Source organism: Priestia aryabhattai B8W22 (assembly GCF_000956595.1).
In the GTDB taxonomy this organism is placed as follows: Bacteria; Bacillota; Bacilli; order Bacillales; family Bacillaceae_H; genus Priestia; species Priestia aryabhattai.
Map to the genome: position 1 here is coordinate 1 of NZ_JYOO01000022.1, position 15,806 is coordinate 15,806.

At 38.2% G+C, this 15,806-nt stretch carries 16 protein-coding genes and 1 pseudogene; 2 read left to right on the forward strand and 15 right to left on the reverse strand.

The window, feature by feature from the left end:
• Window positions 1-6: 6 nt before the first annotated feature.
• Window positions 7-1,718 (reverse strand): annotated as a pseudogene (locus N178_RS16980) (high affinity choline transporter 1).
• Window positions 1,719-2,348: 630 nt separating this feature from the next.
• Between N178_RS16980 and betB the strand changes: the two are divergent.
• Both betB and N178_RS16990 read left to right on the forward strand, forming a co-directional pair.
• Window positions 2,349-3,836, forward strand: coding sequence for a betaine-aldehyde dehydrogenase (betB, locus tag N178_RS16985; protein WP_193377161.1), 1,488 nt, complete (start codon window positions 2,349-2,351; stop codon window positions 3,834-3,836).
• Window positions 3,837-3,860: 24 nt separating this feature from the next.
• Window positions 3,861-5,063: an iron-containing alcohol dehydrogenase gene (locus N178_RS16990; protein ID WP_045293741.1), complete on the forward strand. Its 1,203-nt coding sequence runs from the start codon at window positions 3,861-3,863 to the stop codon at window positions 5,061-5,063.
• Window positions 5,064-5,105: 42 nt separating this feature from the next.
• Here the strand turns inward: N178_RS16990 and cudC are convergent, their stop codons facing one another.
• From cudC to N178_RS17060, 14 genes are all read right to left on the reverse strand, one after another.
• The gene (cudC, locus tag N178_RS16995; protein WP_045293743.1) at window positions 5,106-5,660 is read right to left on the reverse strand and encodes a choline uptake/conversion transcriptional regulator CudC; all 555 of its coding nucleotides are present in this window, start codon (window positions 5,658-5,660) and stop codon (window positions 5,106-5,108) included.
• A gap of 226 nt (window positions 5,661-5,886) precedes the next feature.
• Window positions 5,887-6,117, reverse strand: a complete 231-nt coding sequence (csrA, locus tag N178_RS17000; RefSeq protein ID WP_029714345.1) for a carbon storage regulator CsrA — start codon at window positions 6,115-6,117, stop codon at window positions 5,887-5,889.
• A gap of 24 nt (window positions 6,118-6,141) precedes the next feature.
• Window positions 6,142-6,564, reverse strand: a complete 423-nt coding sequence (fliW, locus tag N178_RS17005) for a flagellar assembly protein FliW (protein WP_045293745.1) — start codon at window positions 6,562-6,564, stop codon at window positions 6,142-6,144.
• A 79-nt stretch (window positions 6,565-6,643) separates the two neighbouring features.
• The gene (flgL, locus tag N178_RS17010; RefSeq protein ID WP_045293746.1) at window positions 6,644-7,525 is read right to left on the reverse strand and encodes a flagellar hook-associated protein FlgL; all 882 of its coding nucleotides are present in this window, start codon (window positions 7,523-7,525) and stop codon (window positions 6,644-6,646) included.
• Between the two features lie 2 nt (window positions 7,526-7,527).
• Window positions 7,528-9,039 carry a flagellar hook-associated protein FlgK gene (gene flgK / locus N178_RS17015; protein ID WP_045293748.1) on the reverse strand — a complete coding sequence of 504 codons (1,512 nt, stop codon included), beginning with the start codon at window positions 9,037-9,039 and terminating at the stop codon, window positions 7,528-7,530.
• 18 nt (window positions 9,040-9,057) lie between these two features.
• Window positions 9,058-9,519 carry a flagellar protein FlgN gene (locus N178_RS17020; protein ID WP_237758516.1) on the reverse strand — a complete coding sequence of 154 codons (462 nt, stop codon included), beginning with the start codon at window positions 9,517-9,519 and terminating at the stop codon, window positions 9,058-9,060.
• Window positions 9,520-9,540: 21 nt separating this feature from the next.
• The gene (flgM, locus tag N178_RS17025) at window positions 9,541-9,795 is read right to left on the reverse strand and encodes a flagellar biosynthesis anti-sigma factor FlgM (protein WP_014457790.1); all 255 of its coding nucleotides are present in this window, start codon (window positions 9,793-9,795) and stop codon (window positions 9,541-9,543) included.
• Window positions 9,796-9,954: 159 nt separating this feature from the next.
• The gene (locus tag N178_RS17030; protein ID WP_045293751.1) at window positions 9,955-10,368 is read right to left on the reverse strand and encodes a TIGR03826 family flagellar region protein; all 414 of its coding nucleotides are present in this window, start codon (window positions 10,366-10,368) and stop codon (window positions 9,955-9,957) included.
• Between the two features lie 61 nt (window positions 10,369-10,429).
• The gene (locus N178_RS17035; protein ID WP_152640858.1) at window positions 10,430-11,122 is read right to left on the reverse strand and encodes a ComF family protein; all 693 of its coding nucleotides are present in this window, start codon (window positions 11,120-11,122) and stop codon (window positions 10,430-10,432) included.
• Window positions 11,119-12,627, reverse strand: coding sequence for an ATP-dependent helicase ComFA (locus N178_RS17040; RefSeq protein WP_152640859.1), 1,509 nt, complete (start codon window positions 12,625-12,627; stop codon window positions 11,119-11,121). Before N178_RS17040 ends, N178_RS17035 begins: the two co-directional genes overlap by 4 nt.
• 80 nt (window positions 12,628-12,707) lie before the next feature.
• Entirely contained in the window at window positions 12,708-13,553 is an 846-nt protein-coding gene (locus tag N178_RS17045; RefSeq protein WP_045293755.1) for a DegV family protein, read from the reverse strand.
• A gap of 106 nt (window positions 13,554-13,659) precedes the next feature.
• Complete coding sequence (locus N178_RS17050; protein ID WP_045293757.1) at window positions 13,660-14,097, reverse strand: YaaR family protein; 438 nt, start codon at window positions 14,095-14,097, stop codon at window positions 13,660-13,662.
• Between the two features lie 120 nt (window positions 14,098-14,217).
• Complete coding sequence (fliS, locus tag N178_RS17055) at window positions 14,218-14,649, reverse strand: flagellar export chaperone FliS (protein WP_080890212.1); 432 nt, start codon at window positions 14,647-14,649, stop codon at window positions 14,218-14,220.
• Window positions 14,650-15,066: 417 nt separating this feature from the next.
• Complete coding sequence (locus tag N178_RS17060; RefSeq protein ID WP_013059772.1) at window positions 15,067-15,750, reverse strand: response regulator; 684 nt, start codon at window positions 15,748-15,750, stop codon at window positions 15,067-15,069.
• Between the last annotated feature and the right edge of the window lie 56 nt (window positions 15,751-15,806).

Sequence of the window (15,806 nt, forward strand, 5' to 3'; positions counted from 1 at the left end):
TTTTGATTATTTCTCAACCGATATGTCACGATGAAGATTTCGAAGCGGCTGAGGAGGGCAAATACGTCGCGTTGCGTAAGAAACAATAAAAATAGTTAACAACCCGCCTACCATCGCAAATGTACGAAATGGAAACATGACCACCCCGTCTTCTATCATCGGATACGGAAGCAGCGCTTTTAAATGAAGCAGCGGTTCCCCTCCACCGATTCGAAGAACAAGAGACACAATGAACCCAGCCAAAGATCCGTACCAGTTCGCTCCTTTAAAGAACAAAGCGCAAACCAACTGTGGAAAAAGAATACAATACACTAGGTCCCCTGATAAATACCATAAGGAGTAGACACTCTCAGAGTTTAAAGCAATTAAAGTTGCTCCGGTTCCAATAATAATGATAGAACGTTTAATAACTTTATCTAACTGCGCCTGTGTCGCATTTGGTTTTACAATCGGACGATACACGTTCCAAGCTGCCATTCCCGAAGCTGAAAGTAGCGAAGCCGCTACTGCAGCCATGACGGCAGCAGCTAGTCCTCCAAGCGCAATCGCTCCTACTAAATCAGGCGTTAGATATTTAAATACGTATGTTAAAATCATAGACGCGCTTTCAGGGCTTGACGCTCCAAATGAAGACCAGTCTGCACTATAACCAATCATTCCTATTAAAGTTGGAGGCAAGGCAGCTAGAGCGCAAAAAATGCCGGCTGTAATAGATAGCCACATTGCTGCTTTTTCATTTTTAGCAGATAACACGCGCTGAAAATAAATTTGCCATGGAATACCGCCAAAAATAAGTAAAAATGTGCTATCCCACCATTGCCAATATGTATTTCCCCATTTCGGATCTTCCCAGCCTTTTAGTGGAGGAAATAAATGAAGAGAACCAGCCATACCTTCTGAATAAGTAGAAAAAACGGCTCCCACCCCTCCCGTATTCGAAAATGCAAAAGGAAGCACCAGAAATAGTCCTAAAAACATAATAGAAAGCTGTAAGATATCGGTATGTGCTACTGCCCACAAGCCGCCAATCACGGTGTATGCAATGGCAATAAGTGCGGAAAGAATGATGGAAATTGAAAAACTGAGGCCTAAAATCACACCGAATGTTGTTCCTAAAGCAGTTAAGATAGCTGCGCTCCAAAACAGCTCTCCTAGTATAGCTGGAAAATAAAGAACCGTAGCCATTTTCTTACCGAAACGAGATTCTAGAGGATCGAGCATTGTCATAAACTCAAACCTTCTCATCTTTCTAGCAAAAAAGATACCGCCTAAAATTAAGCTGATTGAATAACACCATGGCGCTTGCGTCCAAGTCAGCCCTGAGGAATAAACGGTTTCGGCCGTTCCAGCAATATACCCTCCACCTACCCAAGTAGCGGTCATTGTGAACATTGAAATCCATAGCGGCATAGATCTTCCCGCAACAAGCATATCATCTGATTTCCTTTTTTACTTGCAGCAGCTCGAGCACCAATAAAATAAATAACACCATACATAATGAACATTAAAATGAGGCCTGGCCAATAGAGATCTGGATTATAGAGAGAATAGATAAATGCGACAATCATAAAGATGGAAAATCCTATAATAGTTGTCCATAAGGGGGTTAGTAGACGGTTGTTCCTGTTTGATTTCCCTGAAAAGTCAGAAGTCTCATTCGACTTTTCAGGCCTGGCTTGTTGTGTGTCTGAACGAAATGGCTTTTTAGCATTTTGCATCGTCTCACATCCTTTAAATTGATAAAGAAATCTAAAGACATAATTGTCCTCTATTCCTTTTTCCTACCAGCATACAATTAAACCTAAAAATAGATTTTTTTAGAATAAACTATAAATAGTTGGATTATAAATACCAATACGAAGGGGAGAAATTGCGTTTATATAATTATATTAAAATAATTTAAATTGACTTATTTTATTATTTTGCTAAGAACTCATAATTGTTTTCATCTTCCCTCTAAACTCCTTTCTTAATTTCCACATTCAAAATCCTTTGTTTTTCAAGGTTTGTATGCAAGCAGATATCGTACTATGGTTAATATATCTGAATGTTTAGGATATTGTCAAAAAAGTTTAAGGGTTTTCATATAAAAAAAGAATAATATTCTCATAGCTTATACATAAAAAAACCTTTTGTATCAAGGGACATAGCAATCAGTATTTTTTAATTACTTTTTGTTAAATTTTTTCTTAATATCCGAATAATCAGCTCTTAATAGAGAAGAAGATTAATTTAAATTCAGAACATTTAAAGTTTTTTGATTTGACTAAATTAAATGGCCAATGCTATAATTTGAATTGTTAAGAACGTTAAATATAAATTTAACAAATTCTATTATTTGGAGGTCGATGCTATTGGAACAAACACTTACGCTTGAAAAAATGCACATAAACGGCCAATGGGTTGAAGCACGCAGCGGCGAGAAAAGAGAGATTATTAACCCCTTTAATCAGGAGGTTATCGCTGTTGTTACAGAAGGAAATCGTGCTGATGCCGTAGAAGCCATTGAATCAGCTAGAAAAGCTTTTGATGCAGGTGAATGGTCTAAATTTACAGCGGCCGAAAGAGGTTCTTTGCTATTTAAAGTAGCGGAAGAAATTCGCAATGATCGCGAGGAACTAGCAAAGCTTGAAACCTTAAATACCGGAAAAACCCTCGTTGAAAGCCTAGCAGACATGGATGGAATTGCTGACGTCTTTCAATACTATGCTGGATTAGCAGATAAAGATGGCGGACAGATGATTGAGTCACCTAATCCCGATTCTGTTAGCCGCGTTGTCCGCGAGCCTGTAGGCGTGTGCAGCCAAATTACTCCTTGGAATTACCCTTTATTGCAAGCCTCTTGGAAATTGGCTCCCGCACTTGCTGCTGGGAACACAATTGTTATTAAACCAAGCGAGATTACCCCTTTAACAACTATTCATATGATGAAAATTTTTGAAAGAGTTGGCTTTCCAGCAGGCGTCATTAACATTGTACTCGGCCCGGGTGCGACCGTTGGACAAGAAATGGCAGAAAGTCACTTAGTAGATTTAGTTTCCTTTACAGGTGGCGGTGTATCTGGACGTAAAGTCATGCAGGCTGCCGCAGGGAACTTTAAAAAAATCGCTCTTGAACTCGGTGGGAAAAATCCGAATATCGTCTTTGCTGACGCTGACTTTGACACTGCGGTTGACTATGCATTAAATGCGGTTTTCTTTCATGCTGGTCAAGTTTGTTCAGCTGGTGCGAGATTACTCGTTCAAGATGATATTCACGATAAATTTGTTTCAGCAGTTATTGAACAAGCCAAAAAAATTAAGCTAGGAGACGGTATGCACGAAGCCACTCAAATGGGACCCGTTATCTCAAAAGAACATCTAGCTAAAGTGGAACATTATATTGAGCTTGGGAAACAAGAAGGTGCTTCTCTTGTTTTAGGAGGCAAGCGTCCAACTCAGGACTCTTTACAAAAAGGCTTATTTATCGAACCAACTATTTTTACAAACTGTCATGGAGATATGAAGGTTGTCCAAGAAGAGTCATTCGGTCCGATTATGACAATTGAGCGCTTCAGCACTGAAGAAGAAGCAGTCGCACTTGCTAACGATACGATTTATGGATTAGCTGGAGCTGTTTGGACAAGTGATATGAATCGAGCTGAACGTGTAGTGAAAGCACTCCGTATGGGAACAACTTGGATTAACGATTATCATCCTTACTTCCCGCAGGCTCCTTGGGGAGGTTATAAGCAATCTGGGATTGGAAGAGAGCTTAGCCATATCGGTCTAGAAGAATATACGGAAATTAAACATATTTATACCAACACAAATCCACAGCCAATGCGCTGGTTTTAATAAAAATTAAGGGGGAATTTAAAGATGTTTATGCGATTTGAAAGAATGGAACGTTTAAAAAGTTTTGAGATGCCAACGGTTGTAAAACATGGAATTGGTGCTGTAAAACATACTGGAGAGGAAGTAAAAAACCTAGGTGTGTCTAAAGTTTTATTAGTAACAGATCCTGGTGTAAAAAAAGTAGGTTTAGCAGATCCTGTAATCGCTAGTTTAAAAGAAGCGGACGTAGACGTTATTCTATTTGACCAAGTAGAAGCCAACCCTTCTATTCACGTAGTAGCAGACGGCTCAAAAATGTACAAAGAAAATGGATGCAACGGACTAGTAGCTGTTGGAGGCGGAAGCTCAATGGATACGGCAAAAGCTATTGGTGTAGAAGTAGCTCATAATGCTCCCGTCTTAGATTATGAAGCAGCTGAAGGAAAAAAACCTTTAACAAAACGTATCCCTCCTTTAACAACAATCCCTACAACTGCGGGTACAGGAAGTGAAGTCACGCAATGGGCTGTCATTACGGATCCTGTTCGTGAGTTTAAATTTAATACAGGTGGACCTTTAATTGCTGCTCACTTAACAATTATTGATCCAGAACTGCACGTATCTATGCCTTCACATATTACGGCCGGTACAGGAATTGACGCATTAGCTCATGCAATTGAGTGTTATACATGCCACTTTGCGCAACCAATGACAGACTCTGTTGCTTTATTGGCTATTGAGTACGTTGGAAAATACTTACGACGTGCAGTTGCAAATGGACAGGATATCGAAGCACGCTATGGAATGGCGCATGCAGCTATGCTTGCTGGCCTTTCATATGGAAGTGAATCTGCAGGAGCAGCTCACGCGATGGCTCAAACATTAGGAGGCATTTATCCAATTGCCCATGGTCCTTGCGTAGCAGCAATGCTAGGTCCTGTAATGGAATATAACTGGATGGGTGAGCCTGAAAAATTTGCGCGCATAGCTCAAGCTTTAGGAGTTAATACACATGAATTAACGCTTGAAGAAGCAGCTCAAGCAGCTGTTCGTGAAGTATATCAATTAGTTAAAGATGTACAAATCCCTTCTTTAGAAGAACAAGGTGTTCCAAAAGAAGCGGTTTCTCGCTTAGCTCAAGAAGCATTTAATGATCCACAAACAGTTGGTAACCCTCGTGATTTAACTGTAAAAAGTTACGAATGGATTTATAACCGCTGTTTTGAAGCTGCACCATTAACCGTATAAAAATGATAAAAAGGCTGTTGATTTTTCAACAGCCTTTTTTATTTACTCTTTCGCTAATTCTTCATTTAAAATATCGATGATTCTTCGATCGTCAAAAACTTTTACTACTTTTTTTAAGAAATGATAATAATGTTTAGACTCTATAATCTGCGCTAAATTACGCTTTGCTTTTACTGCGATCTCCTCAGGTACATCTTTATCATTTAAAAGAGTCTGCAGCTTGTTTTCCGCTTCTTCGATTGCCTCTAAATTAACTGAAATTTCTCTTTGCCACTTCTTACAGAAAAATGAAAAAAAGGACTTAGAAAAATCTTTTTCTGCTTCATATAAGTCTTTTCGAACACCCTTTTTCCACACTTTGTGGACCATATCAATATTTTGCAGTGAACGAATAGATGTACTCATCGTTGGTTTACTCATACCTAATTCTTCACTCATTTGATCTAGTGTCACAGGTTCATCCATAAAATAAAGCATGCCATACAGCCTTCCTACTGAAGGTGTGACACCATATAAATCCATCGTATCAGCTAAAGCGCTGATAACCACATCTTCTGCTTCTTTTAATAAATCATGATACTCTTGAACATCACTCATTCACTCTTCTCCTCTTTTGTTAAATTTATTTGAATTATACTTAATAAATTTAATGATACACGATAAAAAGGAAAAAAACAGAAATTAAGTTCAATTTTTTGATAAAAAAGAAGCCTTCTCTTAAAGAGAAAGGCTTAAGACATAGTGGGGAATACTATATGTTTATCTTTCCCGATTTAGATATTATTTATACCGTATATTTTTGATTATTTTCAACCTAATCGTTTTATTTCTTTTTCGGTAATTGTTTCAGCATATCAATAGCATGTAATGTAATTTGAGAAGCACTTTTATTTTCGTTACGTATTTCTTCATAAATCTCTTGTCTATGAATATCTACAGACTTTGGAGCTTGAATTCCTAACTTTACTTGATCACCATTAACTGCAAGGACGGTCACTTCAATTTCATCACCTATTTTGATTGTTTCATGTAACTTTCGTGTTAAAACAAGCATGGACTCACTCCTTATCTATTCCTCTTACTCAAATAACCTGTGCTTCGTTTCGTAAGCTGTATTCATTAAAATCACTTGCTTAGCAAGCTGTTGCTTTGTATTAATAATAACAGGAGCCTGCAAATTAGCCGTTATCTTTTCCACAGAATCTGACATCGTAAGCAATACGTAAACAGCTGCATCTTCCGCTTGTTGTAATTGAAGCTTTTCGATTTCCTGAGGTTCTAGTTGGAAATCATAATCTAAAAAAAACTGAAATGGATCTGTGATAATAAAAGCTAATTCTTTGGTTTGAATAGACTGCAGAACTTGAAAAGCTTCGGCTTCCGGAAGTGGTAAAATAACAAATTCAGTTTCTTCCAAAAAACCTGGAATCCCTTGATTGAACGTCAGTGTTTGCTGATTATCTATTTCTATATCTCCATGATAGCTTGTGGAAATTTTCATCTCATCACACCTTTGCTAATTGATTTTTTTATTATCTTTTTTCATTGTAAAAAAGCCCCTTCTGTTTAGAAGGAGCTTTTTAACGCAAGAAATCTAGCAGCGTAGGCTGAATAATTTGAGCCCCTACTCCCAAAGCAGCACGATGCACGCTTTCTTGTACGGTTAAATCCGTAATGACTTTTTCAATATCTGCATCTTCATTATTTGAAAGCATCTTAGTAGCCGTAATCTCTTGTGAATCAAGGCGGTTTTCGATCAGCTCAAGCCGATTGCTCCTTGCTCCCAATTCAGATCGCTCCGCTAATAGCGTAGACAGCTGCGTGTCTACCTGTTTAGAAAGCTCTTTTAGTGAGTTTACATCGTTTTGTTCAAAAGCTGTTTGAACATTGTTCATTAAGTCGAATGCACCTTGTCCAAAAATGTTTTCAGGATGAATATTGACTCTCAGCTGGATACCTTTTGATACCTCAACCGAAAAAGGATCCAGGTTAATATTCGATTCTATCATACCGCTTGCATTCTCACTAATAGGCGGTGCTCCCACATTTACACCGTTAAAGATATAGTTTCCTGCCACCTGCGTATTGCCTACTTGCATATAATCCAGCTTTAACTGTTCAATTTCACGTGCAATCGCTTGGCGGTCATCACTTTCATTCGTACCGTTTAACCCTTGCACGACCAGCTCTTTAGTGCGCTGAAGAATGGAATTGACTTGTTCAAGTCCTGATTCTGAACTATCAAACCAAGACTGAGCTTCTGTTAAATTACGCTTATATTGATTTACTTCAGAAAGATTAGAACGATACGCCATTCCTTTCGTAGCCACTACCGGGTCATCCGAAGGACGAGTAATTTTCTTTCCCGTTGATAATTGGTTTTGAAGGGTTTCCAGCTTATTATAGCTATTGCTAATCTGTTTTAACGAATTAGCCGCTAACATTCCTTGTGTGACACGCATCTTTACCTTCCTCCAGTTCCAAGACCATTTACAATTTTATCAAGCATTTCATCAATCATAGTCACCATACGGGCACTAGCGTTATATGCATGCTGAAACTGAATCATATTGGTCATCTCTTCATCTAATGAAACTGCACTGGTAGACTGGCGCCTTTGCTCCACAGCTCCTTGGAGAGTTTCTGAATTACTTTTTAAGCGGTTGGCTTGTTGGGCATCTACTGACATTTGGCCAATAACAGATTGATAAAAGCCGTCTAGGGAAACAGCTTGATTCCCGGAATTAATAAGCACCTTTTGACGAAATTGAGACAATAGGTGAGCATTTTGCCCATCTCCTTGGCGATCAGTTCCAGCAGCACCAGAAGCAGCAGCAATATTGTTCGTGTTTTGTTTAATTTTATCAGCAATAACAATTCCAGTTGCAGCCCCTTCTTTCTGAAAAATCTCATTAAAAAAGGACACACCATTATCACCATCTAGCGTGATACCTTGTTGGTGCTTATCATTAAACCAGTTCACAAATTCATATGCCATTTCATCTAAATCATCAATCATTGAAGCGTAAACACCTGTTTTATCACCACTATTATCTATATATCCAGAAGCCTCAATTAACCCTTTAAGTTTTCCTTTAGGAAATGACTCAGGATTCCGTATCTCATCCCCTATATGAATTTCCGTCACATAGGAATCTTGATTTGTTGTCAAACTGATGGCATTTACTTGATGAGTTTTCCCATCTAAAAGAGTAATAGGCCCTTGAGACGTTTGAAGCTGAACCGTTACCACTCCTTCTGACGTTGCAGAAGCGTTCCCGCTGCTTTTTGTATACTCTAAAGAAACCGGCATAAATTTAGAAATTTCATCTAGCAGCCGATCTCTTTCATCGTACAAATCATTAGGCAAATAGCCATTCGGTTCTACGTTTTGTATTTGTTGGTTTACATTATTTATTTGCTCTAGCACCGAATTCACTTGTGTTACGGCTACGTCACGCTCGTTTTGTAAATCACCTTGAATCGTTTTTAAAGAAGTAGATAAATAAGAGAAAGTATCACCTACTGCTTCAGCTCGTTCAATCATAACAGACCTGGCTCCTGCTTCTGAAGGATGTGAAGCTACATCTTGAATGGACTCAAAGAATTGATTAAAAACAGCTGAAAGTCCATCTTCAGTAGGTTCATTCATAATTTCTTCCATTTTTTCAAGAGCACCAGCGCGTGCATCCCAATACCCTACTTTAATGGTTTCATCTCGATACTGGGTATCTAAAAATGTATCACGTATTCGCTCTACCGTGCTGGCTTCTACTCCCATTCCTATTTGACCCGCAGCTCCAGTCTGATTCATCCCTGGGGCTGGATAGGCTGGGAACGTTTCTAAACTTACTCGCTGACGCGTATAGCCCGGCGTATTTGCATTAGATACGTTATGGCCAATCGTGTAAAGAGCCGCTTGTTGGGCATCCATTCCTCGTTTAGCCACCTGCAAACCATGAAATGTTGAACTCATTCTGCTTTCCTCCGTTCTTTATGCCTTCGAATTAAAAATAGAGTTGGACTGAAACGATCTATTATTTGTTTTTGTGTAATTGAACGAATCCTCTCGTTTCGATGGAACAAGAAGGTCTAGTTCGGTATGAATCAGCTGCAAAGACTGTGTGAGCAGCTGATTGTTCAAGTCATTTGCATACTTTATATCTTGAATTATATCTATTAGCTGTTTTTGAAAGGGTATCAAGATGGAGTATTCAGAGAATGAGCCTGCTATTTCTTCAATGGAGCGAGCAGCATGTCCGCTTTTTTCCATCGCTTCTATACGTTTTGTTTCCAGTGCAGAAATAGCAGCTATATGAGATTGCTCTTTTTGCAAAGAAGCCGTCAATGCCCTTACATCTTGTTTAATAATAAAATTCGTTTTCTCTTTAACAATGACAGACAAACTTTTGTGAAGCGTTACTTGTTTTTCTAGTATCGTTTGAATTTCTCGCACGTTCAATCAATGTCAGTCCTTTTATTTTTTATAGAAATCTACAATACTTTTAGCAATTTCTTTTCCGTTAATTTCGTATGTTCCGCTGTTAATTTGCTGTTTTAGTTTCTCCAATTTTTCAAGTCTTTCTGGAGATGGTTCATTTCCCTGAAGTTTCTTCGCCTCAGATGAAATATGAATCTGATCTTGTGGATTCTTTTTAGAGACCTGTTCTGTTTTTTCTGATTGTTTTTTGTACGGATTTATTCCAAATAAGTTCGATGGGTTAATCTTCATCTCTCTCACCTCTTTTTATATTTGTATCCGTTATCTCTATTCATTATATCGGAATTTCCACCTAAACCTTTAGCATCGCCAAGGAAGTTGAGACCATTTTCACATTCCACCTTAAACATAGGTCTATAGATAGAGAACCTGCAAACACTCAGCACACTTTTACTCTTTTTTCCTTTCATTAGAACGATAGGTGGGACGCGTCGGCTCTTCATTTGAACGAATGATCTCACGATTATGCTTGTCTAACCCATGTTTAATTTCTTGAGAACATGAATGGCAAAGTTTCCCTTCCCGAATCTGAGCGTTGCATTGCATGCATGGATAGCTTATATTTGGAAAATTAGTTAGCACTAAGCGACCTTGTCGAATAAATTGATGAATTAACGAATCTGAAACGCCCGTTTCTTTCATCACTTCGTAAGTTGTTGCTGTACGATTTGCTCTTTTCTTCAAGAATGAAGAGACACGTTGAAATAGAGCTTCTTCTTTGTCAAAACATGATTTACATATGTTTATTGATCCCATTTTTACAAATAAATTACCGCATTCCCTGCAATTATCTAACGTTCCCATATTCGAAACTCCTCATTTGTTTTTTATTTTACTATCGGTCAAAGTTTTAAATTATACATCTTCATGCACGAATTAAAGTGAGCGAACGAACTGAACGTGCCCCAGCTTCCTGCAAACACTTTGCCGCTTGGCGCACGGTTGCTCCTGTTGTATAAATGTCATCAATCAAGAGAAATTCTTGATTCGTAACCATTGAGGAATTCACCACTTTAAATTCCGGTCTTTCTGCCAGCCGACTTCGCCTATTTTTCTTTGATTGCTTTGTTCCTGAACAGCGAACAAGCGGCATTTCTATATTGTCACTGATCAGTTCAGCTAGTGCTAAAGATTGGTTAAACCCTCTTTCGTATAATCTCTCGTCCGTTAAAGGTATAGGAACTAGTATAGCTTTTGGATTACATTCTTTTTTATAGAACTTATACCACTGCTCCTTGAATGCTTGGATAATTTCATAGTCTCCTTGAAATTTAAAACGTTCTATTATACTTTGCATAAAATTGCTGTACGTATAAAGAGAACGGTTAAAAAAAGAACCATCATTCCATTTCTGACAGTCCTTACATGTGTCTAGCTCATAATGAGAAGGAGCCAGGTCTGCAAGAGAGCGGCCGCACCCCCTGCAAATGCTGCTGGTGATGATGGGACATCTTTGCAAGCAAACAGTACAAATCCTATCCGTTGAAGAAGGTTTTAACAATGATCTCCAATCGAAAGAAGAAACAAGGGGTTCAAAACAAATCAGACATATTGTCATCGATCAATCAGCCCTTCCTTATAAGCTAGAGCATTCATATATTCAATATGTCCTTTTGCTTTTCGCATAGACAGAGATTGTCCATAATGAAAAAAGATCACGTCTCCCGCTGGAAATTGTGCACTCCTCCCTACTCTTCCTGAAATCTGCACAAGAGCACTTTCAGTAAAAATCGTTTCTTCTGCTCCCAATACTGCAACATCTATGTTGGGAACCGTTACGCCTCGCTCTAATATTGTTGTCGTTACTAAAATAACTAGCTGTCCTTCTCTAAATTTCATTACTTTTTCTTTTCGCTGGGAATCTTCAGCATGGACACCGTCTACCTTTTCGGTCAGCTTTCGAATCATGTCTGTGATCGGAGCAATCCACTTAATTTGCGGGACGAAGACAAAGCATTGTTTCCCTTCGTCTATTCTTTTTTTCAGCCATTTCTCAACATTAGCAGGTAAGGTATCTGTTTTTATTTTTTTCTTCCAATTGCCACACCATTCAAACCGAGGAACAGGAATAAGCATGCGGTGATAGCGGGCTGGAATTTTAACTACTTGTTTTCTTCCTTGCTCAACGTCTTTTTTTAATGATTCACTTGGAGTCGCTGTTAAATAAATCTTTGACGCAGCGTGTTTAGCTGCTTTTGCAACAGCATAGTGCAGCATAGGCTCTGTTGAATACGGAAATGCATCTACTTCGTCAATAATCAGCACATCGAACGCTTGATAATAATGCAGAAGTTGATGAGTGGTGGAAATAATAAGAGAGGATTCATGAAAACGGTCTTCGCTGCCTCCATACATAGCCAGCACAGCCATATCCGGAAATGCCGATTGAATTCTTGGCTTTAACTCAATAACTACGTCTGTTCTTGGAGTAGCAATACAGACTTTCTTTCCGCTGTTCAGCGCTGATTCAATACCTTTAAATAAAATTTCCGTTTTTCCTGCTCCGCAAACAGCCCAAATTAACAGCTCTTCATCCTTTTTTATAGCTTGAATGAGTTCATTTGAAGCACGTTCTTGAGCTTTAGACAGCGTTCCTTCCCAATTCATCACGCTGCTTTTTGGCAGGACATTCCTTTCTGGTCCTTCCCAGTTTATAAAGGGTGTGCACTCACTTACTTTGCCCATTACAATACACGCTCGGCAATAGCAGCACTCCTGGTGACATCTACTGCATGGAAATGAAGCAAAATAAAAGGGGCTATCACTTCCACACCGGTTGCATTTATATCCGTTTTCTTTCTGGGTAAGTGCTTTTTGATAGGAAATATATCCGTTTAGATAATGTTCATGAATAAGAGATAAAGGATAGGGAGTCCGAGTTAGTAGAAGCTGCTTTCCGCTTAGAGAGCGCTGAAGATCTAAAGAGTAGGGGTATGAAGGATTTAAAGGTGGAGTTCTCCACGTATCGATTTTTGAGAGTGGAAAAGCAGCTGGGCCAGGTACTTGAACGGGATCTAGCAATTCTTGTTTAACAGTAAAAAGCATATCTTCATTCCTTTCCATGTTTATCGTACACATCTATATACGCAAAAAAAGGTGTTTTTTCCTGCAAAAAAAACCAAATCAAATGATTTGGTTTTCGATTACTTTTTATACCAGCCTATACCGATGGCACCTTCACCTAAATGCGTGCCAATGACAGCGCCAAAATAAGAAAGGCTCCATTCAATATGAGGATATTCTTGTTCTAAGTCTCGTTGAATTTCTTTTGCTTCATTTTCACGATTAGAATGAATAACTACAGCTTTCATAGGTACGTTTTCTTTTGCATCTTCATCAAGAAGCTCGGTAATTCGTTTTAATGCTCGCTTACGCGTACGAATTTTTTCAAACGGAACAATTTTTTTAGATTCAAAATGGAGCACGGGCTTTACTTGAAGCAGACTTCCGATAATAGCCTGAGCTGCATTTAGGCGACCTCCGCGTTGTAAATGCGATAGATCATCTACCATGAAATACGCATGCATTGATAGTTTCATCTCTTCGAAACGCGCAATGATTTCGTCAGGATGTTTATTTAAGCGGACCATCTCGGCTCCTTCAATCGCATAAAAGCCTTGAACCATACAGCTGATCTCTGAATCAAATACGTGCACGTCAAAGTCTTCTACCATGCTACCTGCCGTCAAAGCACCCTGGTACGTTCCGCTAATTCCACTAGATAACGTAATAACGATAGCTGCATCGAAGTGATCTCGTTTTAACTGTTCAAACAACTCTACAAATTCTCCGATAGCAGGCTGAGAAGTGGTTGGAAGATTTTTTGCTTCTTTAATTTTTTCAAAATATTGATCTGCGGTCATATCTACTTCTTCACGATATGTTTCTTCACCAAAAATAACGCTTAGCGGTACCATATGTATATGATAGTTTGATCGAATTTCCTCTGATATATAGGCGGTACTATCTGTAATAATTGCTGTTTTCATAAGATAGGGATCCATCCTTTGTTATATAAAATAATTTCACTCTATTCTACAACATTTAGGATTAAAATGCATGTAACGAGAGGTTTACCTATTAGTAAAAGCTCACTCACGTATACATATTAATTAACAAACCTTGGATTTCTCCAACCCGCTTGAGTAAATTTAAACTGTCTTTTTCTTTTTGAAGGATATCATTTGTCAAGTCAACTAGTTTCATATCTACTTCTTTCACTAACTTATATATTTTAGTCGTTCCTCTATGATTAAATCCTCTTTCTTCATGCAGTTCAAAACCATTTTTAACGACTTCGTTCATAAACTGCTTCACAAGTGTCTTGTATTTTCGCAAGGAATCAATAGTGTTACTTTTTACTAACTGCTTTCCCTGTTCTTCAATTTTATTTATTACTTGAGTTAAATGTTCATAGGTCAGTTCTTTTTGTTTCTTTACCATTACTCCTGTAAATGAAGCCGAACTACTTACTTCTTTTTCTCTAATGAGATTCACGGAAGAAGAAAGACCGTTAATTCGCTGTAACTCCACTATGTACCTCTCCTTTCTCTGTTAGTATACACTCCATTGCGTTTAGACTTTTAGATGTGCTAGCTTGATTAGCTGAAAAGTTTCGAGAGGCATCTGATGCGTGGATATGATGATTATCCTTTAGCTAAGAGTGATACTTATGTGCTGTTCATAAGAAGACAGCTTGCTTTTTCGGGGCGAAGAGGTAACTTTAGGCGTCGCTTTTAACACTTCATTCCAAGCGTTAGAAAGCTTCTTCATCACTTGTTGAACTTCACATAAAATAAACGTATCTTTTTTAAAATTAGCCATAATTAATCGCTCAGACATATAGTTGTAAAGGGTATCTAACTGCTCTGCAATAATACCTACTTGATATGTTAAGCCAATTCCTAGCCGATATAAAATATCGTTGCACTGTTTAATTTTTTCATTCGCTGTAAAATAATCGCTGTGGTGAATTGCTATTACAGCTTCATCAATATTTTGAATAAATTTTTCATACATCATAGCTGTTAGCTCTTGCGGAGATTTATGATAAATTAATTCTTCCGTTATAAAATTCAGCTTCATCACCTTCTTGCCTTATTTAAATCAGTTTTCTATTTGTTTCACTCTAACTTTTAAATTTTTAAAGGGTACCAGTTGAGGTTTGAATAAATTCTTCTACAACCTCATATGTATCTGAATGTATTGAAGACCTTCCTTTACAAGAGCTTGCATCAAATTGATGAACATTGTTTTGAGGTATGGATGCTTTCGTCGAAAGTTGTAGGATCCTTAAGATTTCCTTTATCCTTAAGCGAAGTTGAAAGACGAGTAAATGCGCAAAGGTATCATCCATCGCCTTCCTAAAAGATATCTTCTTCCCTTAACTTATCGGTTGTTTCCCTCTCTCATTACACATGACTTTTTACCCACAATTTCAAAAAAAGTTATAAAAAGAAAAAAAAAGTCCGATATACCTAGTGGTATATCAGACTTTTGAACTTATCTTACTTCTACCCAGCCGTTTTTGATTGCCACAACAACAGCTTGAGTACGATCATTTACATTCATTTTTTGCAAAATATTACTCACATGGTTTTTAACGGTTTTTTCACTAATATATAATGCTTCTCCGATTCCTCGGTTACTTTTACCATCAGCCAACAGTTGTAGCACTTCGCACTCACGACGTGTTAACAAATGTAGCGGACGGCGAATCTCAATTGGTTCGTGCGGATAAGAAGACGATTGCCCTTGAGCTGCCAGTCGACGGTACTCTTTTACTAAACTATGCGTTACTTTCGGGTGTAAATATGAACCACCTTCTGCAACTACTTTCACTGCCTCAATTAACGCATCCGCATCCATTTCTTTTAGCAGATAGCCTCGTGCACCTGTTTGTAAGGCATGAGTTACATATGTCTCATCATCATGGATAGATAAGATAATAACTTTAGCGTCCGGATTTACTTCTACAAGCTTTTTCGTAGCTTCTACACCATTCACAGCCGGCATGTTAATATCCATGATTACAACATCAGGTTGATGTTCTTCTACAAGGTCAATAACTTCGCTACCGTCGTCACCTTCTGCAACTACTTCAAAATCTTTTTCGAAATCTAAAATTCTTTTTACTCCTTCACGGAATAATTGGTGATCGTCGATTATGATAATTCTTGTCTGCATGTTTGATTCCTCCCCAAATCGAACAACAAATGTTTTACTCTATATTGACCCCTATT

What these genes read in the sequence shown, in the direction of transcription:
- betB (WP_193377161.1), top strand. Translation starts at nt 2,349, where the DNA reads ATGCTATTGGAACAAACACTTACGCTTGAAAAAATGCACATAAACGGC.
- N178_RS16990 (WP_045293741.1), top strand. Translation starts at nt 3,861, where the DNA reads ATGTTTATGCGATTTGAAAGAATGGAACGTTTAAAAAGTTTTGAGATG.
- cudC (WP_045293743.1), bottom strand. Translation starts at nt 5,660, where the DNA reads ATGAGTGATGTTCAAGAGTATCATGATTTATTAAAAGAAGCAGAAGAT.
- csrA (WP_029714345.1), bottom strand. Translation starts at nt 6,117, where the DNA reads ATGCTTGTTTTAACACGAAAGTTACATGAAACAATCAAAATAGGTGAT.
- fliW (WP_045293745.1), bottom strand. Translation starts at nt 6,564, where the DNA reads ATGAAAATTTCCACAAGCTATCATGGAGATATAGAAATAGATAATCAG.
- flgL (WP_045293746.1), bottom strand. Translation starts at nt 7,525, where the DNA reads ATGCGTGTCACACAAGGAATGTTAGCGGCTAATTCGTTAAAACAGATT.
- flgK (WP_045293748.1), bottom strand. Translation starts at nt 9,039, where the DNA reads ATGAGTTCAACATTTCATGGTTTGCAGGTGGCTAAACGAGGAATGGAT.
- flgM (WP_014457790.1), bottom strand. Translation starts at nt 9,795, where the DNA reads ATGAAGATTAACCCATCGAACTTATTTGGAATAAATCCGTACAAAAAA.
- N178_RS17030 (WP_045293751.1), bottom strand. Translation starts at nt 10,368, where the DNA reads ATGGGAACGTTAGATAATTGCAGGGAATGCGGTAATTTATTTGTAAAA.
- N178_RS17035 (WP_152640858.1), bottom strand. Translation starts at nt 11,122, where the DNA reads ATGACAATATGTCTGATTTGTTTTGAACCCCTTGTTTCTTCTTTCGAT.
- N178_RS17040 (WP_152640859.1), bottom strand. Translation starts at nt 12,627, where the DNA reads ATGGAAAGGAATGAAGATATGCTTTTTACTGTTAAACAAGAATTGCTA.
- N178_RS17045 (WP_045293755.1), bottom strand. Translation starts at nt 13,553, where the DNA reads ATGAAAACAGCAATTATTACAGATAGTACCGCCTATATATCAGAGGAA.
- fliS (WP_080890212.1), bottom strand. Translation starts at nt 14,649, where the DNA reads ATGAAGCTGAATTTTATAACGGAAGAATTAATTTATCATAAATCTCCG.
- N178_RS17060 (WP_013059772.1), bottom strand. Translation starts at nt 15,750, where the DNA reads ATGCAGACAAGAATTATCATAATCGACGATCACCAATTATTCCGTGAA.